The sequence below is a fragment of the Pseudomonas sp. Irchel s3b2 genome (assembly GCF_900187445.1).
Lineage (GTDB): Bacteria > Pseudomonadota > Gammaproteobacteria > Pseudomonadales > Pseudomonadaceae > Aquipseudomonas.
Genome location: NZ_FYEB01000004.1, coordinates 387,939 through 413,366, shown reverse-complemented (window position 1 = coordinate 413,366; position 25,428 = coordinate 387,939). Strand labels below are relative to the sequence as shown.

Annotated in this window: 26 protein-coding genes and 1 pseudogene; 8 read left to right on the top strand and 19 right to left on the bottom strand. The window is 56.1% G+C overall.

Annotated elements, in window-relative coordinates; genetic code table 11:
- Positions 1-219: 219 nt before the first annotated feature.
- From CKW20_RS13390 to CKW20_RS13375, 5 genes and pseudogenes are all read right to left on the bottom strand, one after another.
- Positions 220-1,401 (bottom strand): annotated as a pseudogene (locus tag CKW20_RS13390) (IS66 family transposase); the annotation flags it as partial.
- Positions 1,402-1,462: 61 nt separating this feature from the next.
- Positions 1,463-1,798: an IS66 family insertion sequence element accessory protein TnpB gene (gene tnpB, locus CKW20_RS29860; RefSeq protein ID WP_095053312.1), complete on the bottom strand. Its 336-nt coding sequence runs from the start codon at positions 1,796-1,798 to the stop codon at positions 1,463-1,465.
- Positions 1,795-2,127: a transposase gene (locus tag CKW20_RS13380; RefSeq protein WP_256585042.1), complete on the bottom strand. Its 333-nt coding sequence runs from the start codon at positions 2,125-2,127 to the stop codon at positions 1,795-1,797. The genes tnpB and CKW20_RS13380 overlap by 4 nt, the downstream gene beginning before the upstream one ends.
- Before the next feature lie 221 nt (positions 2,128-2,348).
- The gene (locus CKW20_RS29565; RefSeq protein WP_176466886.1) at positions 2,349-2,498 is read right to left on the bottom strand and encodes a DUF6124 family protein; all 150 of its coding nucleotides are present in this window, start codon (positions 2,496-2,498) and stop codon (positions 2,349-2,351) included.
- Positions 2,499-2,511: 13 nt separating this feature from the next.
- Complete coding sequence (locus tag CKW20_RS13375) at positions 2,512-2,802, bottom strand: hypothetical protein (protein WP_095053310.1); 291 nt, start codon at positions 2,800-2,802, stop codon at positions 2,512-2,514.
- 314 nt (positions 2,803-3,116) lie between these two features.
- Here CKW20_RS13375 and CKW20_RS13370 point away from each other — a divergent pair, with 314 nt between their 5' ends.
- Complete coding sequence (locus tag CKW20_RS13370) at positions 3,117-3,833, top strand: class I SAM-dependent methyltransferase (RefSeq protein ID WP_095053309.1); 717 nt, start codon at positions 3,117-3,119, stop codon at positions 3,831-3,833.
- Between the two features lie 67 nt (positions 3,834-3,900).
- Here CKW20_RS13370 and CKW20_RS13365 read toward each other — a convergent pair whose 3' ends face one another.
- A complete protein-coding gene (locus tag CKW20_RS13365; protein WP_095053308.1) occupies positions 3,901-4,323 on the bottom strand; it encodes an MAPEG family protein in 423 nt (140 codons plus the stop codon).
- Positions 4,324-4,402: 79 nt separating this feature from the next.
- Complete coding sequence (locus tag CKW20_RS13360) at positions 4,403-5,356, bottom strand: diiron oxygenase (protein WP_095053307.1); 954 nt, start codon at positions 5,354-5,356, stop codon at positions 4,403-4,405.
- A 199-nt stretch (positions 5,357-5,555) separates the two neighbouring features.
- On the opposite strand from CKW20_RS13360, the gene CKW20_RS13355 reads away from it, so the two are divergent.
- Positions 5,556-6,512, top strand: coding sequence for an AraC family transcriptional regulator (locus tag CKW20_RS13355; RefSeq protein WP_095053306.1), 957 nt, complete (start codon positions 5,556-5,558; stop codon positions 6,510-6,512).
- Between the two features lie 38 nt (positions 6,513-6,550).
- Here CKW20_RS13355 and CKW20_RS13350 read toward each other — a convergent pair whose 3' ends face one another.
- The gene (locus tag CKW20_RS13350; RefSeq protein ID WP_095053305.1) at positions 6,551-7,411 is read right to left on the bottom strand and encodes a LysR family transcriptional regulator; all 861 of its coding nucleotides are present in this window, start codon (positions 7,409-7,411) and stop codon (positions 6,551-6,553) included.
- A 184-nt stretch (positions 7,412-7,595) separates the two neighbouring features.
- Between CKW20_RS13350 and CKW20_RS13345 the strand changes: the two genes are divergently transcribed.
- Positions 7,596-9,122 carry an MFS transporter gene (locus tag CKW20_RS13345; protein ID WP_095053304.1) on the top strand — a complete coding sequence of 509 codons (1,527 nt, stop codon included), beginning with the start codon at positions 7,596-7,598 and terminating at the stop codon, positions 9,120-9,122.
- 49 nt (positions 9,123-9,171) lie between these two features.
- Here CKW20_RS13345 and CKW20_RS29855 read toward each other — a convergent pair whose 3' ends face one another.
- Positions 9,172-9,570 (bottom strand): hypothetical protein, encoded by a 399-nt coding sequence (locus CKW20_RS29855; RefSeq protein ID WP_256585041.1) that lies wholly within the window; start codon positions 9,568-9,570, stop codon positions 9,172-9,174.
- A 337-nt stretch (positions 9,571-9,907) separates the two neighbouring features.
- Between CKW20_RS29855 and CKW20_RS13335 the strand changes: the two genes are divergently transcribed.
- Positions 9,908-10,960, top strand: a complete 1,053-nt coding sequence (locus CKW20_RS13335) for an alpha/beta fold hydrolase (RefSeq protein WP_095053303.1) — start codon at positions 9,908-9,910, stop codon at positions 10,958-10,960.
- A gap of 289 nt (positions 10,961-11,249) precedes the next feature.
- Here CKW20_RS13335 and CKW20_RS13330 read toward each other — a convergent pair whose 3' ends face one another.
- Complete coding sequence (locus tag CKW20_RS13330; protein ID WP_095053327.1) at positions 11,250-12,014, bottom strand: c-type cytochrome biogenesis protein; 765 nt, start codon at positions 12,012-12,014, stop codon at positions 11,250-11,252.
- A 310-nt stretch (positions 12,015-12,324) separates the two neighbouring features.
- Entirely contained in the window at positions 12,325-12,627 is a 303-nt protein-coding gene (locus tag CKW20_RS13325; protein WP_218228000.1) for a hypothetical protein, read from the bottom strand.
- A 661-nt stretch (positions 12,628-13,288) separates the two neighbouring features.
- Between CKW20_RS13325 and CKW20_RS13315 the strand changes: the two genes are divergently transcribed.
- Positions 13,289-13,912, top strand: a complete 624-nt coding sequence (locus CKW20_RS13315) for a hypothetical protein (protein ID WP_095053301.1) — start codon at positions 13,289-13,291, stop codon at positions 13,910-13,912.
- A 494-nt stretch (positions 13,913-14,406) separates the two neighbouring features.
- Here CKW20_RS13315 and CKW20_RS13310 read toward each other — a convergent pair whose 3' ends face one another.
- From CKW20_RS13310 to CKW20_RS13290, 5 genes are all read right to left on the bottom strand, one after another.
- Complete coding sequence (locus CKW20_RS13310) at positions 14,407-14,811, bottom strand: thioesterase family protein (RefSeq protein ID WP_095053300.1); 405 nt, start codon at positions 14,809-14,811, stop codon at positions 14,407-14,409.
- Between the two features lie 232 nt (positions 14,812-15,043).
- Positions 15,044-16,690 carry a malate dehydrogenase (quinone) gene (mqo, locus tag CKW20_RS13305; protein WP_095053299.1) on the bottom strand — a complete coding sequence of 549 codons (1,647 nt, stop codon included), beginning with the start codon at positions 16,688-16,690 and terminating at the stop codon, positions 15,044-15,046.
- Between the two features lie 317 nt (positions 16,691-17,007).
- Complete coding sequence (locus tag CKW20_RS13300) at positions 17,008-17,718, bottom strand: GNAT family N-acetyltransferase (RefSeq protein ID WP_095053298.1); 711 nt, start codon at positions 17,716-17,718, stop codon at positions 17,008-17,010.
- A gap of 77 nt (positions 17,719-17,795) precedes the next feature.
- Positions 17,796-18,365 carry a YceI family protein gene (locus CKW20_RS13295; RefSeq protein WP_095053297.1) on the bottom strand — a complete coding sequence of 190 codons (570 nt, stop codon included), beginning with the start codon at positions 18,363-18,365 and terminating at the stop codon, positions 17,796-17,798.
- Between the two features lie 128 nt (positions 18,366-18,493).
- Positions 18,494-19,825, bottom strand: a complete 1,332-nt coding sequence (locus CKW20_RS13290) for a PLP-dependent aminotransferase family protein (RefSeq protein WP_095053296.1) — start codon at positions 19,823-19,825, stop codon at positions 18,494-18,496.
- Between the two features lie 88 nt (positions 19,826-19,913).
- On the opposite strand from CKW20_RS13290, the gene CKW20_RS13285 reads away from it, so the two are divergent.
- Positions 19,914-20,810, top strand: a complete 897-nt coding sequence (locus CKW20_RS13285) for a DMT family transporter (RefSeq protein WP_095053295.1) — start codon at positions 19,914-19,916, stop codon at positions 20,808-20,810.
- Between the two features lie 145 nt (positions 20,811-20,955).
- Positions 20,956-21,501, top strand: coding sequence for an Hsp20/alpha crystallin family protein (locus tag CKW20_RS13280; RefSeq protein ID WP_095053294.1), 546 nt, complete (start codon positions 20,956-20,958; stop codon positions 21,499-21,501).
- 85 nt (positions 21,502-21,586) lie between these two features.
- Here the strand turns inward: CKW20_RS13280 and CKW20_RS13275 are convergent, their stop codons facing one another.
- Both CKW20_RS13275 and CKW20_RS13270 read right to left on the bottom strand, forming a co-directional pair.
- On the bottom strand, positions 21,587-22,504 hold the full coding sequence (locus tag CKW20_RS13275) for a universal stress protein (protein WP_095053293.1): 918 nt from the start codon (positions 22,502-22,504) through the stop codon (positions 21,587-21,589).
- 11 nt (positions 22,505-22,515) lie between these two features.
- Positions 22,516-22,713: a universal stress protein gene (locus CKW20_RS13270; protein ID WP_371857427.1), complete on the bottom strand. Its 198-nt coding sequence runs from the start codon at positions 22,711-22,713 to the stop codon at positions 22,516-22,518.
- Positions 22,714-22,958: 245 nt separating this feature from the next.
- On the opposite strand from CKW20_RS13270, the gene CKW20_RS13265 reads away from it, so the two are divergent.
- A complete protein-coding gene (locus CKW20_RS13265) occupies positions 22,959-23,879 on the top strand; it encodes a universal stress protein (RefSeq protein WP_095053292.1) in 921 nt (306 codons plus the stop codon).
- Positions 23,880-24,029: 150 nt separating this feature from the next.
- Here CKW20_RS13265 and CKW20_RS13260 read toward each other — a convergent pair whose 3' ends face one another.
- On the bottom strand, positions 24,030-25,418 hold the full coding sequence (locus tag CKW20_RS13260) for an MBL fold metallo-hydrolase RNA specificity domain-containing protein (protein ID WP_095053291.1): 1,389 nt from the start codon (positions 25,416-25,418) through the stop codon (positions 24,030-24,032).
- Positions 25,419-25,428 lie beyond the last annotated feature (10 nt).

Below are 25,428 nucleotides of genomic sequence, written 5' to 3'. Positions count from 1 at the left end.
AGCCGCTACAGGAAGGGAATCGGGTGGCGTGGGGAATCAGGTCGATCTGAAGCGCGTCGCCATCAGGCTTGATCGTGACGACAGAAAAGCCCTCCTAAAAAGGAAGGAAAGTATTAATATCGCGCATAAACGCCGGTTTGTTAGATGTGTTTGCTCGCACGAACATCATCAATCAAATCGGCGTTCTTGTTTCTGTGTTTCCCGGGATTCCGTGAAGAACCTTTCTTGCCGTATTCGGCGCCGTAAATCCGGCTCCGGATCGCGGACTTCGCTCTCGATTTCGTACAACAACTGGATATAGCGCAGTGCTTGCTCAGCAAGCGTGCTTTTATTCGTAGCGTGCAGCTCGAAGAATTTGCGCCGTGCATGGGTCATGCACCCGATTTCGGTAACGCCAAGTTCGAAGCTGGCTTTGTAACCGCCAAAATCATCGCAGACCAACTTGCCTTTCCAGTCATGCAGGAAGTTGCGAGCATGCTCTCCGGCGCGGCTCGGGCTGAAGTCATAAACGACAGCTGCTGTTTCGCAGAACTGGCTGGTGGCGTAGGCCCAAACATAGGAACGGTGAGTCTTCTTCGTTCCCGGCATGAGCATTTGCACGGGTGTTTCATCGGCGTGGATAACCTGCTGCCCAAGCATTACGTCGCGCAGCGCATCGACCAGAGGTTGCAACTGCACGCCCGTCATGCCAACCCATTGAGCCAAGGTTGAACGTGGAATCGCCAGGCCCGCTCGACCGAAGATCGATTCCTGACGGTAAAGCGGCAGATGGTCAGCAAACTTGGCGATTATGACGTGGGCAAGTAGGCCCGCAGTCGGGATGCCCTTATCTATTACTTGAGCCGGAACCGGTGCCTGGATGAGCGTTTCGCAGTCATCGCAGACCCATTTGCCACGGACATGACGCTCTACGGTGAACACGCCCGGTGTGTAATCCAGCTTCTCACTGACATATTCACCGATGCGTTTCAGTGCGCAGCCGCATGGGCAGTGAGTGTTGTCCGGTTCGTGATGGATCAGTGTGCGTGGAAACTCAGCCGGTAATGCAGTGCGTTTGGGCTTTTGCTTTTTCTCGGTCGTCGCTGGCACTGTTTGCAAGGCCTGAAGCTCTGCTTCAATCGCTGCGATATCGGTATCGATCAGGTCATCGAGCAAACTGGCCTGCTCAGGATTCATCTGCTCGCTGCGCTTGGCAAACTTCAAACGCTTGAGCTGGGCGATCTCGTGGGTCAGCTTCTCGATCACCGTCTGATCGCGGTTGATCTTCTTGCCCATCGTTTCGACCGTCTTGCCCAGCGTGTCGACCTGGTGGTCGAGCGTTTCGACACGCTGCATCAACTGCGCCTCCAAGGCGCGCAGTTGTTCAGGGGGCAGGTGATCGAGATTGGGTAGCGAAGTCATGGAGCCGATTTTGCCAGAGCAGGCAATTCGCGACGATAGACCGATAGGCTAATGGCAGCCGTTAAAGCAGTGTGATCGAGCCTCCAGAACCTGTGCGTTGCCATGGCAGACCCAGCACCAGTGCCTGAAGTTGCTCGGTATCCAGTTCCATCTCAGAACCATGGCGAATGCCAGGCCAGTGGAACTTGCCTTGGTTCAACCGGCGCGCCGCCAGCCATATTCCGAAGCCGTCATGCGCCAGCACTTTCATGCGATTGGCGCGGCGGTTGGCGAACAGATAAGCACAGTGCGGCTTCGCCGCACCGAACACCGCGATCACTCTGGCTAACGCAGTTTCGGTACCGGCGCGCATGTCCATTGGTTCGGTGGCGAGCCAGATGGAGTCGATGCGGATCATCGCAGTAAGTCTCGAAGAAAGGTTGCACAGGCAGCAGCATTTTCAGTTGGCCAGTTCACTTTGACGGTGCCATACGGGTGCTGGATCTCAACGCAAATATTCGACGATGCAGCTTGCGAGTTTACTCCGGCCAGCGGCATGGGTAACGGAATAAACGCAGGTTGCGGCGCCGTGCTTTTCTGCGTTTGCAGCCGAATCCATTTGTGGACGAGGTTTGCGTTGAGGCTATGGCTGAGTGCGACGCTGGCAATCGAAGCGCCGGGCTGGGCACACTCTTGAATGACCTGGGCCTTGAAGGATTTGGAATAGGAACGGCGTGTTGGCTGCATGAAATACCCGCTTAAAAGGCTAGAACTGGTGCCCACTTAAATTTAAGTGCACACCATGTCTTGGCTTTGCGGGGCTGGGTAGATGACTTGGCCGGACGGTTACGGTTTACAGCACGGTTTACACCTGTTTCAGGACGAGACACCGAACACAAAAAAGCCCACTGACCGTCACCGGTTCAGTGGGCTTTTCACTGCGTGACGCGTTGAGACAACGCCCTCACCTACTCCTGCGGATCGATCTGAACCAACACCCGATTCACCGACAGCTCCGCCAGGGAAATCATCTGCCGGATGGCTCGCGCCATGCTGCATTGCGGGCCGGTGAGACTGAACGCCAGCTCGCTGGCCATGACATTGACTAACGCGATCAATCGCAAGAGTGCGCTATTTGATCTGCACAATGACCGGGCCTTCCGTTACGATCGGCGGGTTCACCTGGATATTCGAAGCATTTTTCTGAATCCAGTCGCGCGCGACTTTCAAGCTCGCATCAGTTCCGGCCTTGTCCGTGCAAACAGTCACCGCAGTACCGCCATCACCCGTATTCAGCAGTGTGTAGCTTACGAGGCCAGGCACTGTCCGCAGGGTAGCTTCGACATCAGCGTTGCGCTGTTCTAAAAGCTCGAAAAGCTGCTTTGCTCCAGCACCCAAGTAGGTTCTTATAACCGCATACATAGTCGTCTCCTTTGGGAGTACCGTCTTGATGCCAATCCAGATCCGCTGATCATCGCTATCACTCAGTTTTCGGTTCGCTCCCGATTTATTCAGCTTAGCCAAACGCTGGCGACAAGCGAAAGACAACGACTACCGGGCACTTTTGGCCGATTGCTGCCTGTCGCGAAGGGCTGCAAATCGACCCATAGATGACTTCTTCAAGGCAAACTGCGATTGGGAGTGGTATTCCGCACAGGAATGCAGTTAATAAAATTTATGAATTTTTATTATCGCTGTATATGACATAACTTGATTCAAGGACATCGAGAACCGCCTTGAAATCAGCACCTCTCAACTCAGCTGAAAAATTTGATACCACACGGGCCAATGAATACGGACGACAGAGCCGTATCGCATTAGCAGGATATGACGCCTGCCACGATCTTGTTGCGTGCATGCTGGCGGCAAGCCTCAGCAATACAAATTCGGCGAAGATACTGGTAGTTGGCGCTGGCGGCACGGCGCAGGAAATTATTGCGATGGCAACGCTGGTGCCTAGTTGGCGCTTCACTGCCGTTGATCCATCCGAGCCAATGCTGGAGGCAGCGAAGCAGCAGTTAGAGGCAAACAACTTGCGTGAAAGAACGGACATGCATCTTGGGCATGTTGAAGACCTGGCAGCAGACCAATCATATGACGCAGCTACCTTGATCGGTGTACTGCATCATCTCGATGGAAATGATGCCAAACGACAAATTTTACGATCCATTCAGGCTCATCTAAAGCCGGGCGCGCCGCTGATTGTCGCGGGGAATCAGTACGCTTATGCCAGCCAACCGCTATTGCTTGCTGCTTGGGGGCAACGGTGGCGGCAGCATGGAGCCAGTCCGGATGAAGTGAAGGTCAAGCTGGGGAAAATCCTCCAAGGCGCTGACCCTCCACATTCTGAGGCAGCGGTTCAAAAACTGTTACACGACGCCGGATTCGGGGACGCTACCCGTTTCTTCAGCAGCCTGTTCTGGAGTGCCTGGTTGACGTGCAAAATGGTTTGAGCCTGGACGCGACAGGTAGCTTCTGTCCTGCAGGAGCAAGCCTGGATTCATCCCTATGTTTGTGTATTCATACGCCGTAACAAGCGGCTATAAAAATGAGCGCGAGAAAACAGACCAACTGAACGAAAAAGAAGGTAAATCGAACCGCCACGAACGTATTGGTTTGCACATGGGATACGTGAACCAGTGACTGGCACACGCGGGCAATCAGGACGATTACGGACAAGTAGCTCACTGCTGGGTCGTCGACACCAAGGGTTGAAATCACCAACACGATGGCGCCAAAGACAGGCAGATTTTCCACACAGTTCGCGTGTGCTCTTATCCCACGCCGATACCAATCCTCGCCTTCGAGCTGATCGCATCGGAAAGAGGCAATCGGAACATTCGAGAACAAGATTCTAACCCAGCGATACACCCCGACGGTTGCCATCAACAGCAGCAAAGTCCAGGTCGCAAATCCAAGCAACATCCACATCGGTATTGTCATGGCTGCCAGCCTCGATAAATCATTTCAGCACGTCATTCCACAGCCGCGCGGCCGACGTACGGTCGGCCGCCGCAGTCGATCAATTGCTCATGATTGGCGCCAGTGCGGTCTGAATCGTGGACATCTGTGCGGGTGTTGTCATGTGTGTAAGCAACCGGCCAAAGTGTGGATGCTGCACGCCCGAGATTATGTATTGCCAGCGGTAGGCGCTCAGCACGCAGGCGTTGATTTGCGCTGTCTCATCGACACTGAATGATCGTGAAACAATGCGAATAAAGTAGTCGGCATCGGCTGCCGATTGTGCCTGCAGTATTCCGTCGACGGCCGCCACCAGCGCAATCAGATCGTTCACTGCCTGGTCGCGCTCGGTTGGTGAGAGTTTCGCGTGCTCCGCCTTCCACTCCAGTTCATCGAGTACGACGTGCCGGCTTTCATCCTTCCAGTGAAATTTGAAAACATCCTTGAATAGCGGGCACAACTCCTCACGCGGGGCGATGCTTTGCACGTAGTGCGCCTGAACAAACAGCTCGATATGACAGGTCAGCGCCAACACCGACCAAGTGCTGGCCGCAAGTACCGAGCGCGCCACATCGTTTGGATCGGCAACTTGACGATATCCCGCTGGCAATTGCGAACTCATCATCGTCTCCATGCGCCGGAACAGCTCCTGGTGCTTGATCTCGTCGTTAGAAAAGCGCACCAGTGCTTCGAGTGCGAGTTGATCGTCAAAGACATGGGCTCGACCTTGATCGAGCATTTTGGCGCTGATAAAACGCTCGACCAAGCCAAAGATATACGCATAGGTTCGGCCCTGAATCTGACTGAGCAGGCGCGCCTCATCCGCGGCGAGAAAGGTCAGGCGGTCGATCCGCGACAGTCCGTCGGGCAAGAATTTGCGCGAGAAGTCGAAACTCCGGTCCTGTAGCAAATCACGATCGATCTGCCATTCCGCTTTCTTCGATGATCTGACAAGTTGAGCATAACGGTCGGCGTTGTCCGAATCTGAGCTGGGCATGGTAGCAACGGTGTTCATATAGATCTCCTGCTAGCCTGGTCGAGTTGGAATGGGGCAATTACGGTTAACGTCGGAGCCCATGACCAGCGGTGAAGCATCTGGGGATAGTCTCGATCACTGAGTCCGCGTTGGTGCTAATCTAGGCCTCGCAGTTCAGGCGATGAATGACCAGTCCGCCTGATTACATGCTCCGGACTCCGGAACGGAGGGCTGGCAATTGTTGGATGCGTTTTCTGATGTATTGCGTGTGATTCGGCTGTCTGGAGGGGTCTTCCTCGAGTCGGAATTCACTGCGCCCTGGTGCATCAAGGGAAGAATCTCTGCGGACGATTGCAAACCGTTCCTGGAGGCACCTCGACATATCATTGCTTCGCATTTTGTCGCCGCAGGGCATATGCAATTACAAGTCGACGGTGGTGACGCCATTGACGTGCGGGCAGGCGAACTCGTTCTGCTTCCTCACAATGACGCTCATTCTTTTGGCAGCGATCTAAGCATTGCGCCCATGCCGGCGGGCGAAGTTATTCAGCCGCCAGAAGTCGGCGCTATTTCACGAATCAAGTACGGCGGGGGCGGCGAAGTCACGCAGCTTTTGTGCGGATTCCTCGGTTCTGAAACCCCCTTCAATCCGTTGCTTTCGTCGCTGCCCTCCTTATTGAAATTAGACTTGCGCGCGACGGCTTCGGGAGCCTGGATTGAAAGCTCATTCCGTTTCGCTGTCAGTGAGATTGCGGCGGGGCGCCTCGGCTCGACAACGGTCATCGCCAAGCTCTCCGAATTGCTATTCGTCGAAGCCGTCAGCCAGTATGTCGCGAGCCTCCCCGCTGAGCGGCGCGGGTGGCTGGCGGGTTTGCGAGATCCGCATATCGGGCGCGCACTGGCGCTGCTCCATGCTCGTCCAACCGAGGGCTGGACTGCAGAAGCCCTGGCTCTTGCAGTGGGCATGTCACGCTCGGTATTCGCGGAACGATTCACGGCATTGGTCGGACAGCCACCGATGCAATACCTGACGCTCTGGCGTATGCACGTGGCGGCTCAACAGCTGCGCGAAGGTCGCGGTAATGTGGCGCAAATTGGCTTTGCAGTTGGCTATGAATCCGAAGCCGCGTTCAGTCGCGCATTCAAACGCCAGTTCGGCACATCACCTGGCACTTGGCGCAGACAATCAGCGTGAGAAGGTCCGGTGCCGATGGACGCTCTGATCAATTTGTTCTACATCGATGGCGACTCAGACATCTCCGCCAGCAGTTGACCAAATGCATGGGCCGCCGGCGTCTTTCCTGTGACACTCCATATCAGTCTGAAATCAGCCTCCAGCAGCGGTGGCAGGCCATGTTGACCGTCAATCACCACCATGCCGGGTTCTAGATCTCCCAGCGGTAGCGCGGTGACGGCAAGTCCCGCCAATACCGCCGCACGCAATCCTTGTTGACTGGGAGAGGTAAAGGCGACCCGCCAATTCACGGTGGAACTCGCCAACGCCTCTACGGCCACCTGGCGGTGTACGCAAGGCGCTGGTGCAAACGCCAGCGGCAAAGGGCAATCGCCGGTAAAGTCGAAACCCTGCGCCGCGGCCCAGACAAACCGGGTTTCGCGCAGCACGGTGCCGCCGCACTGACTGCCCGGCAATGCCATGACCACGGCCAGATCGAGTCCATCGGCATCGACCAGCGCGCGCAGGTCGAGGTAGGTGCCGACGGTTACATCCAGACGTACGGCGGGAAATTGTCTGGCGAACCGAGTCAGTAACGGCGGCAGGCCATCGCCGATAAAGTTTTCCGGCACACCGAAGCGCACGGCACCGGATACCGATGACGCTTCGAAACGCCGGGAGAGAGCGTCTTGCGCTCTGAGGACGTGTTCGGCATGGCGCAGAAAATCTTCGCCATCTTCTGTCAGCGTCAAACGTCGGGTGGTGCGCACCAGTAGCGAGGTACCGGCCTGTTCTTCCAAACGCCGGACCTGATGACTGATCGCTGACTGGCTCAAGTGCAGCCGCTCTGCGGCACGAGTGAAACTACCGGTCTCCTTGATCGCGACAAAAGCACGCAACAGCGCTGGGTCGAAGTCCATTTAGCCCACTCATGATGAATATTAATAAAACTTACGAAATTAAATCATTTCTGTCATTTTTTAATTACTTCCAGAATGCGGCCGGTCACTTGGAGTTATGTCTGGTGACGCTGGTCAGGCGATCGCACCAACTCCCCTTGGGGCGGCCTTGCCAGTGCCCATCAACTTGATCTGGAAGATCACGATGCCGTTCTCTTCTTCGCAAAAAGATGTTTTCACAATAGCCGCCGTTTGTTTGGCCTCGCTGATGTTCGGCCTGGAAATCTCGAGCGTGCCGGCCATCCTGCCCACGCTTGAATCGGTTCTGCACAGCGATTTCAACGATATGCAGTGGATCATGAATGCCTACACCATCGCCTGCACCATGGTGCTGATGGCCACTGGCACACTGGCGGATCGGTATGGGCGCAAGCGAGTATTTGTCATTAGCCTGGTGCTTTTCGGCATTACCTCACTGGCCTGTGGATGGGCGCAAAGCGCCAGCGGATTGATTGCAAGCCGATTTCTGCAAGGCATGTCCGGTGGTGCCATGCTGATCTGTCAGGTGGCAGTGCTGTCTCACCGATTCCAGTCGGGAGCTGCGCGCGGCAAAGCGTTCAGTGCCTGGGGGATCGTGTTCGGCATCGGTCTGGGGTTCGGCCCGATTATCGGTGCAGCTATCGTGGCGCTGTCGAGTTGGGAATGGGTGTTCCTGGTGCATGCGCCCATTGCCGTGCTCGCGCTGGTGCTGGTGATCGCCGGTGTCGATGAATCACGCGACCCGCAGCGTCGCAGGCTGGATGTGTTGGGCATTATTTCGCTATCGCTGGCAGTGTTGGGTCTTTCCTGGTTCATCACTCAAGGAGCGGGAGTGGGTTTCTCCAGCGGTTCGGCCATCACCAGCCTGATTGTGGCAATGCTCAGCTTCATCGTCTTTGTCGTCGCCCAGCGACGCTATGCCGATCCCATGTTCGACTTCTCGGTGTTCCGTATCCGCCGCTTCTCGGGTGCTTTGCTCGGGTCGGCAGGCATGAACTTCAGCTTCTGGCCCTTCATGATTTACCTGCCTCTGTACTTTCAAAATAGTCTGGGCTACGCCGGTATCGGCACCGGTCTGGCACTACTCGCTTATACGCTGCCGACACTGATAGTCCCCCCGTTAGGCGAACGGCTGGCGCTGCGCTATCGACCTGACGTGGTGATTCCCGCGGGTTTGTTCACCATAGGTCTGGGGTTCCTGCTGATGAAATGGGGCAGCAGTGTCACGCATGCCAGCTGGCTGACGATGCTTCCAGGCTGCCTGATCGCCGGGATCGGACTGGGACTGACCAACACGCCTGTGACCAATACCACCACCGGGTCGGTGCCCAGTGAGCGTGCCGGCATGGCATCGGGCATCGATATCAGCGCTCGTATGATCAGCCTTGCGATCAATATCGCGCTGATGGGATTCATCTTGGTGGAAGGCATCCTGTCTTCCCTGCGTAACCAGTTATCGGGCTCGCCCGATGAAGTGCAATTGAGGTTGCTGGCGGAGAATATTTCAGCCGGTAACTCCGCGGTGTTGGGGCAGACCGGCCAGGGCGCTACGATTACGCTCGATGTCGCCAACGCAGCGTTGGCGCATGGGTTTGGCTGGGTGATGCTGTATGGCGGTATTGCTGCGTGGGTGCTTGTGGCGGCGAGCTGGGTGGTCTTTCGTTCGAACAAAGCCGTGAATGCTCAGCAGTGACTGTCATCCGAAGGACGTGTTGCAGGCGGATTGATCCCGTGGCGTCGCACTAGCGACGATAGTAGCGGTGATCGTCTTCGTAGCGGTACCGCATGGCCCGATCTTGGCGGCGCTCCCAATCACGATGGCGTTCAGCTTCTCGGCGGGCTTGCTCTCTACGCCAGTTATCTCTACGCCAGTCGTCTCGGCGCCAATGGTCTCTACGATCGTACCGACGGTGGTCATGCCAGTATCGGTCGTCATGGGCAAGCAACGTCCCTGACGGCTTGCCGGCCATACTGGCCAAGGTCGGCCAAGGGTTGCCGGCGGCTTGGACAGGAGCCTGAACGGCTGTGACTTCAGTTGCGAAAACAGGGGTTGAGGTCTTCATCTGTGTTGCTGATGCCGAGCCCACTGCCGCGAACGCGAACAGGCCGAAGAGCACCATCCGTAGGTCATGAAATTTCATGAGCGAAGACAACCTCTGATAGACAATTGGGTGTGTGGCCATCTGGCTGCGGGAAGCCTGCGAGTTCGCGCTTACCGAGCGGATGTGCCTATCCACATAGACAGATAAATAAGGAAAAGTTCTAGGGTGCCGCTGCTTAAATAGCCAACCAAAAAGCGGACGTTCAGCCTTCTCGCTAAAAACCGCGAACAGAGTTAACGATGAACGTTATGCGCGGCGGTTCGAATGTGGGCTTTAATGTCCGTGCTTATAGGCAGCCACATTAGCGTCGACTCCGTACGAAGGTGGATGCGGGTTCAGGTTGCTATGCACTTGTCCATTCAAGGAAGAAACAACATTGAAAATAGCTTTCGGCGCCCTGTTATTGACTTGGCTGACTACTCTCGCACTCGCTGACGAGAACCCTGTCGGCTTCCAATCTTCCACACTGCCGGACTCGCACAATGACCGCTCACTGGAGATGGTCGTCTGGTACCCCAGTGCAACTACCGCAGCCACGCAATTGATTGGCGATGATGCGGTGTTTGTCGGTGCTTCTGCCGTTCGTAACGCGCCGCCAGCTGCGGGCAAGCATCCATTGCTGGTGCTCTCCCACGGATACAGGGGGAACTGGAGCAACCAGATCTGGCTTGCCAGTGCCCTGGCCCATCGGGGTTACATCGTCGCCGCAATCAATCACCCTGGCACCACGACCCACGACCGTAGCCCCCAAGCAGCGGCACAGTTATGGCAGCGGCCAATTGATTTGCGCCGAGCCATTGATAGGGTCACGACTCAACCTGAAAAATTCGGCTTGGTCGCCAATGACCGAATTGCAGTAGTGGGCCATTCACTCGGCGGCTGGACCGCCCTGGAGATCGCCGGTGCTCGTTTCGATCCAGACCGCTTCGCCCATGACTGCAAAGCCCACCCGCAGTTATCAAGTTGCACCGTCTTTGAAAAGATAAACCCCGCAAGCACCTCAGAATCAAAGGCCGCGTTGGCCGCCAATTGGCGCGATAAACGCGTCACTGCTGTGGTTACATTGGACCTGGGCCTTTCACGGGGCCTGACCGATGAAAGCCTGGCCGCGCTGCCGGTACCAGCGCTGGTGATCGCTGCCGGCGTACCGTCGCGCGAGCTTCCCGCTGAGTTGGAGTCTGCCAACCTGGCCAAACGCCTGCCTGCGGCGTCAAGCCGTTACGTCGAAATCAGCGACGCCAGCCATTTCAGCTTCTTGTCAGTGTGCAAACCTGGCGCGCAGGTAATGCTCGAAGAAGAAGTACCAGGTGATGGCATCATTTGCCGGGATGGCGACAGCGCTCGCCCGCGTGGGGTGATTCAACAGCAGATTACATCGCTGATAGCAGAGTTTCTTCAGTCATCTATCTACAAAGAAGACAGTTTGTAAACTCGTGGTATGAGAACTGCCGCACGCATCAAACCTGGGCCACGCTCTTCAGAGTCCGCAATGGGTCCGGAAGCTGCCCGGGATGATCGGCAGCTTTCGGCGAAAAGACCCGATCGAATCGATCACTTTTTAACCGGGCCATTCCAGCATTCGGGGTTAAGGGGCAATCGCCAGTCTTTCATTCGAGTTTTTATGGCGATACTGGCGAAGCAGATTTTCTGATTGCCTGCTTTGGGGTCGATTGCTACCCGTCACCAATGGCTGTAATCGGCTGTGGACATTCAGAAACTCAACCGCGCACCAGGTAGGCTCCTGAGGGAACCCGATGTCGCAGCTTCTTGCATTTGCCGGGTGCAGGCTGATGCCCCGGCGGACGATCAGGAAACCAAACTCGGCATTTACCCGGAGGCGGCATATGGCCGCGGGGAATTTCAACCTCAGCGTACGCCCGCTCTGGCTCGACATTACCCATTTGCAATTTTCCTTCGGGCTCGGCTCTGCCAGCCGTCGGTGCATCCGAAACCCGATCTGTCTCTGCGCTGGCGAAGTTATCAGCGTCGCGCCCAGTGTCCGGAGTGGATTGCTCAACAACCGCCATTTCCACTTCGTGGCGTCTTTGGATCTCCTCTTCCAGCCCCTTCTGTACTGTAACCAGGCCCTCTTTGGCATTGGGTGGGGTACCCGAAGATTGGGCCTGCTGCGCCGCCTGGATCAATTGGAAGTTGCGGTTGCGCAACTCGACGTTGCGACCAACCCGCATGTTCGAGCGCACCGCCAAGGTTTCAGCCTGCTGGTATTGCCCCTGCTGAAGACGCAGTACACCAAGGTAATGCAGAGTCGCGGGATTGTTCGGCTGGATATGCAGAGCACGCTCCAGCGTGGCGGCGGCCTGCTCCAGTTGGCCATTTTCATACTGTCGCGAGGCTGTTTCGATCAGGGTGGTTGACGCGCTGTTGCTTTGCGCGGGTGCTCTTCGCTCGGCAGCGACAGAACAAAACGACGCGACGGCGCAGAACACCAGGATGAGGCCCGGCAGAAAACTCTTGGTTGGCATCAGGGAGCGGACTCGACTGGACTCGGACGGCACTGCCGTAAAACAGACCACAGCGCTGCTCGGCATTTCCGATACAGGGCCGCTATTGACCTGGTCAATACCCTGAAGTTCCTGCTGCAACGGCCGTCGCAACCAGTATCATTTTTTACCACCCCAACATCTAAGCATGATCTGTTGCTGCACTTCACGCAGGGCAGAAAGCGGCCAATACAGACGTTTGACCCAAAAAAAGGGGACTGTTTTATTTTCATATTTAAGAAACAGACTATCCCCTTTAGCACTTTCCCTTACGCGATTGTGCCTTTGGGAGTCACCCTTTGGCTTTAAAAAGCTGCCAAGTAGCAACGTGCTGCAACACAGCGCAGTCCCCATCGTTATTCCAAATCGCCTTCGCCAACCCCCAATAAAATCTATGGACTGGGGTTCCAGAGGCATTTTTTTTGGTTACATTAGTTCCGTCTTTAGTCCACACAGATATTAGATCTCCTTTCTTCATCTCCTTATCTGGAAACCAATACGTATGGCGTAACTTATTCGATACTGCTCCATCAGCGGTATAAGTGGAATCACACAACTGATAGCGACCAATATCACAATCCTCTTTAACCTTCAACAGGACATATTCCTCTTTAGAGTCGCCATGATTGTGAACCTACACTATATCAACCTTCACTAAACCCCCTCCAGCCATGTCTAACAAATATTAGAGACACTAAAAAAGTTAATTTTTTTGAAAACTTCTTATTGAACAATAGACACCCATTTCTGATAAAGCAATGTCGAGCAAGGAAAAATTTGTAGAACCGTTTACAGATCAATATCTCTTAAAGAAAGAACCGAAGAAATCGAGCTTTTCCACGTTATCTCGCAAGGTAGATACCGGATACTTGAGATTAAACGCTATGCATGCCATAAATCGCCCATCCTGATCGATACAGCACTCCTAATGCCCAACAGTTACTACCACGAAATCTGGCGTTCCCCTGACGAAGACGGCCAACTGCTTCCCTCCTGCATCTCCCTGGGCCCTACCGGTGATGCCGCCAGAAACCTGAACGAGCCCGGCAGTGAATGTGTATGGGTTTTCTGGGCGAGATCCCACATTGAAGCGATGCAGATTTACTACGACTTTCTGGATTTCGGAACGTATCGAACTGAGTTTCCTGAGGACTCGGAACCCTACCCGGAGGCGTGGATTGCAGAGCAGCACGCGTATCTGTCAGCGCTCAAAAACGAACAGAATTGATTGGTGATCTCAGGATTGAGGATTGGGAATGAGCATTTTCCGTCGCGTCAAAACCCTCATCAGGCGCGGTGCGCAAGAGCAAGTCGCCGGCTATTCCATACCAGAGTTGAAGTCAGTTTTTACTGAGCATTTATCACGCCTCACTCGGCCTCTGACCGACTATCCGCAAGTGGCGTCTTTGGAGGATTTCGGTGTCTCGGCCTATTACTCTGCTTTTTTAATCGGCGATGAAGACGTTCATAAATTTTCGGTACTCGTCGGATCGAATTTCAGGTTCAAAACTGAAAAACCATTCAACGATCTTCCCGTAAAACGCTATTTCGACATCCGAGAGAACCAGCACCTGATCTATTTCAGATCCGACGGGGAATTTAATTCCGCAACGATTCGGATGGTTACGAACAGCGTTGAGTTTCTGAGCATCATTCAGAGCGAAAGACTGGCTGTTCCGCCACCCTGGATAGCGTTTGAGGGGTACAACCCTTCGTGGTGGTCAGACGATATGCAAGGCGCCCAGGGCTATTACAACGACAATTACTTCTCCCCGTTTTTTACTAATTTAAGCGGAGCAGAAAGGGAAATTTATTACGCAAGATTCAACGCTACAGATGAATGGATAAAAAGCTTGGAATTGATGTACGACGTTGAATGATCGTTTACTTTTCTGCGACTGCTTCGCAGCCCCGCGGGGCGATGCGGCGTTCCGACAAGCCCCCTCGCCACAAAAAAATCGTCAGCCTTAGCATTTCGTAATCTGCAAGATCGAATTCCAGACACAAAAAAGCCCACTGACCGTCACCGGTTCAGTGGGCTTTTGACAAGGCCTTGTCGCGTCCTGAATAAGGTTTACACCTGTTTCAGGACTAGACGCGGAATTCAGTTGTTTCGAATGACACGATGACGAGTGTGCTTGGGCGAGCGCGTCAAGTAAGAATCGGATAGCCCGCATGGGATCGGGGTCTTGTTTTTGTGTGGTGCAATACAAGCTGCCGACCCATGCAGGCCTCTTCAATTCCTGACTTCTTGATTTACTGTAAGAAAATCGGGGATTCCTCAGAATCCATCCCCTTTTGCTCAAGAAGAATTGTTTGAGGCACTAGAAGCAAACCGCTGAGATCAATTTTTGCAGGGGCTATTTCCGGCGAGTCATGAAAGAAGCGCTCTCAGCGGTGCTGGAATGTCGACAATCTCTTTGGTTTCTGGCGAGACACACACATGAGTGATATTCGCGACAAAAGATAATGTTCCGTTACTGAGAAACCCCTCAATCAAAAAGGTGAACGAGTGAACGCCTAACTTTGCCACACCAACCTTAATATTCAATTCATCGTCCCACGTTACAGGAGCCAGCAACTCAAATGACATGGCGCGTACTGGTGGCAATATATCAAACCCCATCAGGGTTCTAAGCCCGGGCGCTCCTAGCCACTTATCAAGTGCTACATATATAGCCTCTGTTGCAAAATATGAAAATCGTGGAGTGTAAACCACTCCAGCGGGATCACAATCTCCAAACAAAATGGTCCTACTGACAAAAACCGCATCAGGCATTGATCTATTTCCCTATAATTATCACTTGCCGAAAGTTATCCGAGCCCTTGGACTTTATTTATTGTTGCAGTTGGAAAACGATACGCACCGTGTCGGCGCGGCAAGCCCATAACATAGCATCTACCATGGGGTCGGCATCTGCAATTTTCGCGAATCTCAGAAATTGAACTCCGCCCACAAAAAAGCCCACTGACCGTCACCGATCCAGTGGGCTTTCCGATTACGCTTCTACTTACAAAGCCATATCCGTCGCAGCATTAGCCTTCGGCGCCTTAGCCGGAGCGGCCGGAGCAGTAGCCGGAGCCGCCACCTGACCAATCACCGGCGGCGGAGTCAGCTCAAGTACCTTAGCGGTATAAGCCCACTCTTCAGCCACTTTCGCAGGATTGCTGTTCAGTTGAGTGCCATAGCTAGGCACGATCTGATGCAGTTTTTCCTGCCAGGCTGGGGTCGCAACCTTGTCCTTGAACACTTTCTGCAGCACGGTCAGCATGATCGGCGCAGCAGTCGAAGCGCCTGGCGATGCGCCCAGCAGACCAGCAATAGTGCCGTCAGCAGAAGCAACAATCTCGGTGCCCAGTTTCAGCACGCCACCAGCGGCTTCATCACGCTTGATGATTTGCACGCGTTGGCCGGCTTGCCACAGACGCCAGTCTTCGGCTTTCGCGTTCGGGAAGTATTCTTTCAGGGCGTTGAGGCGGTCTTCGTCAGACAGCATCAGTTGGCCTGCAAGGTACTCGACCAGCGGGTATTCCTTGATGCCGACCTTGGTCATTGGCCACACGTTGTGCGTGGTCGTGGTGGTCAGCAGGTCCAGGTACGAACCTTCTTTCAGGAACTTGGTGCTGAAGGTCGCGAATGGGCCAAACAGGATGACGCGCTTGCCGTCCAGAACACGGGTGTCCAGGTGCGGAACCGACATTGGCGGTGCGCCAACGGAGGCTTTGCCATAGGCCTTGGCCAGGTGTTGTTCGGCCAGGGTCGGGTTTTCGGTCACGAGGAACGAGCCGCCGACCGGGAAGCCTGCGTATTCCTTGGCTTCAGGAATGCCGGACTTCTGCAGCAGGTGCAGTGCACCGCCGCCCGCACCGATGAAGACGAATTTGGCGTCGGTTTCGGTTTTGGTGCCGTCTTTCAGGTTTTTGTAGCTGACGCGCCAGCTGCCGTCTTCGTTCTTGGTGATGTCTTGCACTTCGCTAGACAGTTTCAAGTCGAACTTCGGCGTGGTTTGCAGGTGCGCGACGAACTGGCGGGTGATCTCGCCAAAGTTCATGTCGGTGCCGATCGGGCTCCAGGTGGCCGCGACTTTCTGGTTCGGGTCACGCCCTTCCATCATCAGCGGAACCCACTTCTTGATCACAGCCGGGTCTTCGGAGTACTGCATGCCGGCGAACAGCGGGCTCGCTTGCAGGGCTTCGTAGCGCTTTTTCAGGAACTTGATGTTGTCATCGCCCCACACGAAGCTCATGTGCGGAGTGGAGTTGATGAACGAACGCGGGTTTTTCAGCACGCCTTGCTGAACTTGCCAGGCCCAGAACTGACGGGAGATCTGGAAGGCTTCGTTGATTTCAACGGCTTTTGCGATCTGGACGTTGCCCTTATCGTCTTCCGGGGTGTAGTTCAACTCGGCCAGGGCGGAGTGACCGGTACCGGCGTTGTTCCAGCCGTTGGAGCTTTCCTGGGCGACGCCGTCGAGGCGCTCGACCATTTCCATCGACAGACCGGGTTCCAGCTCATTGAGCCACACACCCAGGGTTGCACTCATGATGCCGCCGCCAATGAGCAGCACATCGACTTTCTTTGTCTCTTCCGCGTAGGCGGACGTGATCCCCATCGACAAAGCCAGCCCCAGCAGGGCCGTGTTCAGTTTCTTAAACATCTGTAGCACCTATGATAAACGTCTTCCGCTTTCAATCCTCGATCATGAGCAACCCTGTTCACGGGTACGCAGGCAGCGTGCCGGGGTTTATGCACTCACAAGGATTTGAAGGTGGGCACACAAGGCCGACGTGACTCCATCGACCTCAGTTATATGTCCCTCGTGCACTGATTTTTATCGTTATTGGCTCAGCTACTTTGAGCGACATTGATTCTGTCTGCACGTCTGTGGACATGCGAACTGAATAAGTCAAACCAAGTTAGTGCGACAGAATATCACGCCTCGGCCAGCCTGCGCGCCCGAAAGGACTCAACAGTCTAGACGGGACGAGGCCCGCGCACTGCGGTTTCGCCCAAACGATTCAGCACAAACGCCTTGGCGGTACGCGTCATTTGGTCGAGATGACGGTCACGTTGCTTCTCTGCATCGATCATCGCCCGCTTGCCGTGTTTCTGCAGCAGATACGTATGTATCTGCCGCACCTCCAAAGAACTGTAGATCGAAGTGACATCCAGCAAGCCCATCAAGCCTTCGGTGCCGTGATCACGGGTGTTCATCAGCACTTGAGTGCCGCGCACGCCCAGCACTTGAAAGCCCATCGATTCGAACCAGGGCACTTTGGCGACGGTGCAGGTCAGTTCGGCATGCGGGTAACGACCGAGCATGTCTTGCAGCATCGCCCGCGCGACGCCGCGACGCCGATGGCTGGCCTGCACCGCCATATATGCCACGCCGCACGCCTCGGGATCGTCCTTGACCGGCAGATACAGCAGAAAGCCGATGAGCTTTTCAGGGTCTTCATCGTCCATTGCGACGATCAGTTCGACAGCAATGCCTTTGGCGCCGCCGAGCGCTTCGAGGTAGAGATGAACCTCATAGCCCACTGTGTATTGATACACGTTGTACAACGGGTTGCTCGGCGCGATGCCCACCATGCTGATGTCGGTCAGATTATCGACGACCATCTGCAGGATCTGGCTGTTGATGGGCTCCGGGCACGAGGTGGCGAAGTGGGTGAGCTGGGGCATTGCGTTTCTGACTCCGGGTTAAGGCTTGCTGAGCATCAGCCCCGCTATTGTCACAGATCGAGCCCCTCACAGGAAAATCACTGCTCGGGCGCGACGATGCGAAAGCGGATATTGATGTCATTGGAGACAACATTACCCGCCCACTCCCCTTCCCCGATCTTGAAGTCGCTGCGTTTAACAACGATGTCACCATCGAAGATCCCGATGGCATGTTCCGGCTTCAACTGCACCTTCACCTGCAACTCGCGCGTCATGCCCCTGAGCGTGAGGTTGCCGGTAATCAAGTAACGGTGATCGCCCAGTGCTTTCACCGCGGTCGATTCAAAGGTCGCCACCGGATAATCCGCCGTGTTGAACCAGGCAGGCTTTTGCAGTTCGCTGTTGGCATCGCTGCCCCCGGCGTCGATGCTGGCAAGGTCGATGGTCAACTTGGCGTGCGCCGCTTCGGGGTTTTGCGTGTCGAAATCGAGCGTGGCGTCGAACTTGCCGAATGTGCCGTACGCCCGGGAGCCGAACTGGTTATAGGTGAACGAGATCTTGCTGGCGGTGGTGTTCACCTGGGTGTATTCGACGGCCTGGGCGCAGGAAAAGGTGCCGACCGTGAGGATGGCGAGTAATGCGGCGAAACGCGGGAATCGGGGGAACATGGGATTCTCCGGTTGAAGCGCCCTTCAGGAATTGAAGTACCGCACCCGTATGGCTGCAATAGCTGGACTTAAGCAAATAATCGATGATTACGCCAGGTGCTGGGTTAAATGCGGTCTGTAGGGGCTGGCTACGAATAAGCCCCAACCATCCACTTCACTTTTTCCAGCGCCTCCTTCAGTGCGCCCATCTCCACGGAGCCCAACGCCAGGCGAAATGCATGCGGGACGTTGGCAGAGGTGGCAAACGGTTCGGCGGTGGAAACCGACACGTTTTCGCGCATCAACGCCATGGCGATCTGGTCGGCCCTGGCGTCTTCCGACAATGGCAGCCAAAGAAAATACGACGATGGATGGCGAATGCAGTGCAGTCCCGCCAGTACCTCGCCGGCCACGACTTGCCTCGCTTGCGCGTCCCGGCGCTTTTCAGCTTCCAGTTGCAGGACGGTGCCGTCGTCGAGCCATGTCGTGGCGATCGCCGTCATCACGCCTGGGGTATTCCAGGTGGTCGCTTTGATCGTGCGCTCCAGCGCGGGCACATTTTGGAGGGGGGCGACGACGAAGCCGACGCGCAATCCGGTAGCCACACTCTTGGAGAGCCCTGACACGTAAACCGTCCTCTCGGGGGCGAGTACCGCCAGCGGTGCGGGGGGATTCTCCGCCAGGAACGCGTAAGCGGCGTCTTCGATGATCAGCAGTCCATGCCGGCGCGCAATCGTCACCAGGTACTCGCGTTGATCGGTACTCATCACCCATCCCAACGGATTGTGCAGGGTCGGCATCGTGTACACGGCCCGCACGCGTCTATGCCGGCACAGGCTTTCCAGCGCCTGCAGATCAGGCCCTTGATCGAGCACCGGAATGGGCACGATTTCAAGGTGCAGTGAGTCGGCCAGGGCCTTGAATCCTGAATAGGTCAACGCGTCCGCCGCAATCACATCACCGGGTTGCAGCAGCGCCATCATCGTCACGGCCAGCCCCTGCTGGGCACCGTTGACGATCAGCACCTGCTCCGCCTCAACCGTCAGGCCCCGGACGCGCAGATGGCGTGCCACAGAGGCGCGTTCATGCGGGCGCCCGGCGTGTGGCTGGTAGCGCAGCAGCGATTCCAGATCGCCGGCCGCTGCGAGCTGGCGCAGGGCATTGCGCAACAGTTCTGCCTGCCCGGGAAGCGCTGGATAGTTGAAGTTCAGGTCGGTCATGCCAGCGGCAACGGCATGCTGGTCGATTGCCTGGTTAGGCGACCACGAAGTTTCCCGGACGAACGTCCCCCGCCCCGCTTCCCCGCTGACCAGGCCCATGGCTTCAAGCTCCGCATAAACCCGGGTTGCGGTCACCAGAGCCAGCCCTTTGGTTGCCGCCAACTGACGGTGCGTCGGCAAACGCGTGCCCGGCAACAATCGTCCGGAACGGATATCCGCCGCAAACGCATCCACCAGTGATTTGTAGCGAGAACGAGGCATGCGCAAGTGTATCCATGACAATATTTTGATTGTATTGAGTTTCGTCCATACGATGCCTCCCATGCAACCTGCATAAAGGGAATCCTCAATGGAACGCACATCGAATCTGCAACACCACACCACGGAAAAGACCGCGAGCGGCTGGCTCAACGGGTTCATCGGCGTGCTCATCTTCAGTGGCTCGCTGCCGGCGACACGGGTGGCCGTTCTGGAGTTTGACCCGGTCTTTTTGACGGTTGCGCGGGCCAGCATCGCAGCCATTCTGGCGCTGTGCATGCTGCTGCTTTTCAACGAAAAACGGCCGGCCAAAAGTCAGCTTTTCTCCCTGGCAATCGTGGCGCTGGGCGTTGTATTGGGGTTTCCATTACTGACTGCGCTGGCCCTGCAATATGTAACGTCTGCGCACTCCATCGTCTTCGTTGGCCTGTTGCCACTTGCCACCGCAGCCTTCGGGGTCTGGCGCGGTGGCGAACGTCCCCGGCCGGTTTTCTGGCTTTTCTCGGTGCTGGGAAGCCTGCTGGTGGTGGGGTTTGCCGTCTCTCAGGGTCTGACCGCCTCTGCTGCCGGGGACGTTCTGATGTTGCTGGCGATCCTCGCCTGCGGACTGGGCTATGCGGAAGGCGCAAAGCTTTCAAGAACACTCGGCGGCTGGCAGGTGATTTCCTGGGCCTTGGTGCTGTCGTTGCCCGTCATGATCCCGCTGACCTGGTTCCTGGCCCCCCCTACGCTCTCGGTCATCACCCTTCCCGCGTGGTTCAGCCTGGCTTACGTCTCGCTGTTCAGCATGTTTCTCGGTTTCGTGTTCTGGTACCGCGGGCTGGCCCAGGGCGGGATTGCCGCCGTCGGTCAGCTGCAGCTGCTACAGCCATTTTTTGGCCTGGCGTTGGCGGCCACGTTGCTGCATGAGCAAGTCAGCCTTGGCATGTTGGGTGTGACCGTTACGGTAATCCTTTGCGTGGTTGGTGCACGCAAGTTCTCGAAATAGACGGGGCGTGGCTAGAAACCGACTGTTGGTCGGCCCCTGAGCCACAGGAATACTAACCTTTTAAGGTAAGGCCTGAATCTGTTGTGGTGGACCGGCCTCCGAGATGTTCCCGGCCCACCGACGTACTGGAAAGGAGGAATGAAAAATGGCCAATTTCGAGAAGAAAATGCCGGTGCACACCGACGACGAAAAAACCGATCAGCAACCGATGGCAACAGATCCTTGGCGGCCCCTGGAAAAACTGCGCCAGCAGGTCGATCACCTGTTCGAAGACTTCAATCGTGGCTCGGCGCTGACGCCTTTCCGGCGTGGGCTGTTCGATGTCGAACCCTTCTGGAGTCGGGAATTTATCGGTCGCAGCCTGCCGGCGGTAGACATTACCGAGAAGGAGGAAAGCTTCGAAATCACCGCCGAACTGCCAGGCATGGATCAGGAAAATATCGACATCAAATTGTCCAACGGCAATCTGATCATCAAGGGTGAAAAGAAAGAGGACAAGGAAGAAAAAAGGAAGGGCTATCACTTGTCAGAGCGTCACTATGGCTCCTTCCAGCGGGCGTTCAGCCTGCCCAAAGGCGTCGATGCCGACAAGATCGAAGCAAGTTTCAGCAAAGGCGTGCTGAGTATTTCGCTGCCGAAGAAGCCTGAAGCCATGAACGCGGACAAAAAGGTGCAAATCAAATCCAGCTGAATCGCCCCTTCACGCGACAGAAAGCCCCTTATCGGGAAACCGGCGAGGGGCTTTTTTTGTTCGTGAAAGAGACTGGCAGGACCTGTCAGTCGACCTGGGGCAATGGCTTGATGATCGTCAGACTGCAAGGTGCCCGGTTCAATACGCTTTCGGCCGTACTGCCGATGAAAATATCGATCCCGCGATGATAGGTTGTCCCCAATACCACCATGTCGAAAGCATGTTGTTGTGCGAAATGTGTGATCACCTCAGTGGGGATGCCAGGCAGTAAATGTTGCTGCTGTTTTTCGATACCATAGCGTTCGGCAAGCACCTCAAAGGCCTCCAGCTGAGCATCGCTGATTGCGTCTCTCAAACTGCCATCCAGTGTCGCTGTCGGCACGTTTACCTCAGACTCTCCCAACTCCGACCAGCCGTCGACGTTGAGCAGGTGCAAAGTGGCGCCACACGACTCAGCCAGCGTCGAGGCGAGGTCGAGAATCCGGTCATTCAGCCCTTGGGTCAGCGCCTCCAGATGGGACAGGTCGATGGTGGCGAGTATGTTCAATGGGTTTGGGTGTACGGCATCGATGACCAGGTGCAAAGGGGCCGGACAGTCGCGCAGCAACTGCCAGTCCAGAGGTCGGTGGAAGGCGCGGTCGAATGCCGACACGCGGTGTGTGTCCTTGATCACCAGGTCCGCATGGAAGTCATTCACGTACTCAAGCAGGTGCGCCAGGCTCGGTCTGGCCCAGACCACTTCAGTGGTCACCTGCAACCCTTCGCATCGTTGAAACCGGGCTTGCTGCTCAAGCCAGTGACGATGCACCTGCAAATAACCTTCCCGCGCCTGGGCCATCGCGTCGTGATCAAACAGGCCGGCCACCGCCAGTGCCTGAACATGATCGAAAGCGACAATGTGCAACATTGCACCGGTTGCACAGGCCAGGGCTCGCGCCCGATCGAAAGCCGGTGTATGGACCATTTCGGTCGGGGCAATCAATAGCAGACGTTGAATTCTCACCCCTACTCTCCTTACAACATCCTGCCGGGTTTGATCGCCAGCACACTGCAAGGCGCTCGATGCAAGAGCTGTTCGGCAGTGGCCCCCAATAACTTGTTCAACCCCGTGTGTTGCACCGTTCCCATCACAATGACATCGGTGCGGTGGTCTTCGGGGGTACGGGTCATGGCTGAAGGAGCGATCAACAGTAAACGCTGTATCTGCGACATGGGGCACCTCGGCTCACGGCCATCTCGATGCAGTGGGTAGAACCACAGAGTGATCGCTCCAGAGCCGGGGGATTTGATCTTTGTCAGCTATATGGATCGGGCCGCATGCTGCATCTCTCGTCGGGTTGATAAAGATCAATCCCACTCCTCCGGTCAGTGGCAGGATAAAAACACGGCCTCCGCGCCCAAACGCATGGGTGCCATGGAGTACAGGTGTTTCTGCAATTTTTGCCGGGAGTTTTGTCATGTCTGAGCAATTACGCTTCATGCTGGTCGTCTCGCCCCTCATGGAAAACAGCCCCGCATTCGACCGCGCAGCCGCGTTGGCCAAAGCCTCGGGCGCTGCCCTGCACATCGTCGCCTTCGATTACCTGGAGGGTTTGGCAACGGCCAGCCTGGTCAACGAACAAGCGCTGGAGCAGATGCGGCTCGGGTATGTCGAGCGCCATCGCCAATGGCTCGAAGAACAGGCCCGTCCCTTGCGTAAAATCGGTGTGCCCGTCACCACTGAGGTGGTTTGGGTAGAAAGGCCGTTGCAGGAAATCCTCGTTCACCTCAAAGAACAGCCGATGGCAGTCCTGATCAAGGCTCTGGAATACGAGTCGCTGCTGTCACGGATCATGTTCACGCCCCTGGATATTCATCTGCTGCGCGAATGCCCGGTGCCGCTGCATTTTGTCAGCCATGTGCAGCACGCTTTGCCGCGCAAGATCGTCGCCGCGGTCGACCCCTTCCATAGCGATACTCAGTACAAGGATTTCAACGACAGGATTCTGCGCGAGGCGTCAAAACTGGCGAGTACCTGTAACGCCGAGCTCGACGTTATCTATGCCCATGACCTGTCATCGATCAGCGCGGACGAGTTCGATTTCGACAACGCCTCGACGTTTTTCTCTCCAGGCAAAGCCAAGACACTGTTCGACGCACAGGCCGATGCCTTCCGCGAACTGGCCGAGCGCAACGGTATTGCGCCGGAGCAACAGCACATGATCATGGGCAACCCGACCAAGGTTCTTAGCCATTACGCCGATGCCTACAACGTCGATGTGATTGTCATGGGCCGGGTCGGCCATCGTGGCATGGGCCGATTGGTGGGCAGCACGGTGGAGCATCTGCTGTACAAAATGCCGTGCAGTGTATGGGTGGTTTCACCAGAGGATCTGTAGCGGGCTATTTCGCGAAACAGCCAAGACACAACGTTGCGACAGCGCTCGGTCGCCAGTGGTTCAGCGTCAATGCTATGGCTGCCAAACTCAACTGTAATGCTCATCTAGTCCCCTGCCCCTTGCCGGAAAACCGGTTGGGGGAATTTATTGTCAGAGTGATGAGCTTAAGGGCTGATCAACAGGGGTTAACTCAACACTGTCGCGGTACTCCGGCACCGAAACCGACCAGCCCAGTTCCAGACTGATACGCCGACGCAGTACATCCGAGGCATTCGGTTCCCCATGCACTACATAAGTATGTTTCGGCGGCCGTTTGAACCCGCGCAACCACTGCATGATTTCATCCGCATCGGCATGCGCCGACAGGGTTTCCATCGGTACCACCTCGGCCCGAATCGGCACATCCTTGCCATGGATACGCACCGATGGAGCTCCGGCGACGATCTGCGCACCGCGGGTACCGCCCGCCTGGAAGCCCGGCACCAGCAGCGTATTCAACGGGTTGGGTGCCAGTGCCTTGAGGTGATGAAGGACGCGCCCACCGGTGGCCATGCCGCTGGCGGCGATGATCACCGCCGGGGTGCGTTGCTGGTCCAGTTCGATAGAGTCGCGGGTCGAGCGCACGAAATGCGCGACGTGGCACATGCCTTCGCACTCCTGCGGTGACAACCGGTGTTCGCTGCGAAAACGCTGGTACAGGCGCGTGACGTCGGTGGCCATGGGGCTGTTGAGGTAGATCGGCAGGTCCGGGATCGCCCGCTTCTGGACCAGCCTGTACAGGTAATACATCAGCAATTGCGCACGCCCGACCGCAAACGATGGCACCAGCGTGATGCCGTGGCGCAAAGCGGTGCGGGTGATGACCTGCGCCAGTTGCTCCTCCGGGGACTCAACAGGGTGCTGTCGGTCGCCGTAGGTCGACTCCACCAACAGGTAATCGGTCTGCTCGATGATTTCCGGGGCGAACATCAATGGATCGTTCGGCCGCCCCAGGTCCCCGGAACACACCAGCGTCATGCCATCAGCCACCACTTCCACCGTGGCGGCGCCCAATATATGTCCGGCGCAGCGCAACAGGATGCTCATCCCCGGCACAATATCGACCCGGTGGTGCAACTCCACCGGCCGCAACAGTTTCAGCGCCTGCTCGGCGTCTTGCTCGGTATACAGCGGCAGCGCCGGGGTGTGTTTGGAGAAGCCATGACGGTTGGCGAATTCGGCCTCTTCTTCCTGCAAGCGGCCACTGTCACGCAGCAGGATTTTCACCAATTCACAGGTCGCGGGCGTGGCATACACCGGTCCGCGATAACCGTTGCGCACCAACACTGGTAAATAGCCACTGTGATCCAGATGGGCATGGGTCAGCACGATAGCGTCAAGATCGCGAACCGGTACCTGGAAGCGATCCCAGTTGTGCAGACGCAGTTGCTTATAGCCTTGGAATAAACCGCAATCGATCAACACATGGTGGTCGTGATGTTCCAGCAGGTACTTGCTGCCGGTCACCGTGCCCGCCGCACCGAGAAATGTCATTCGCATCGTCATTTCC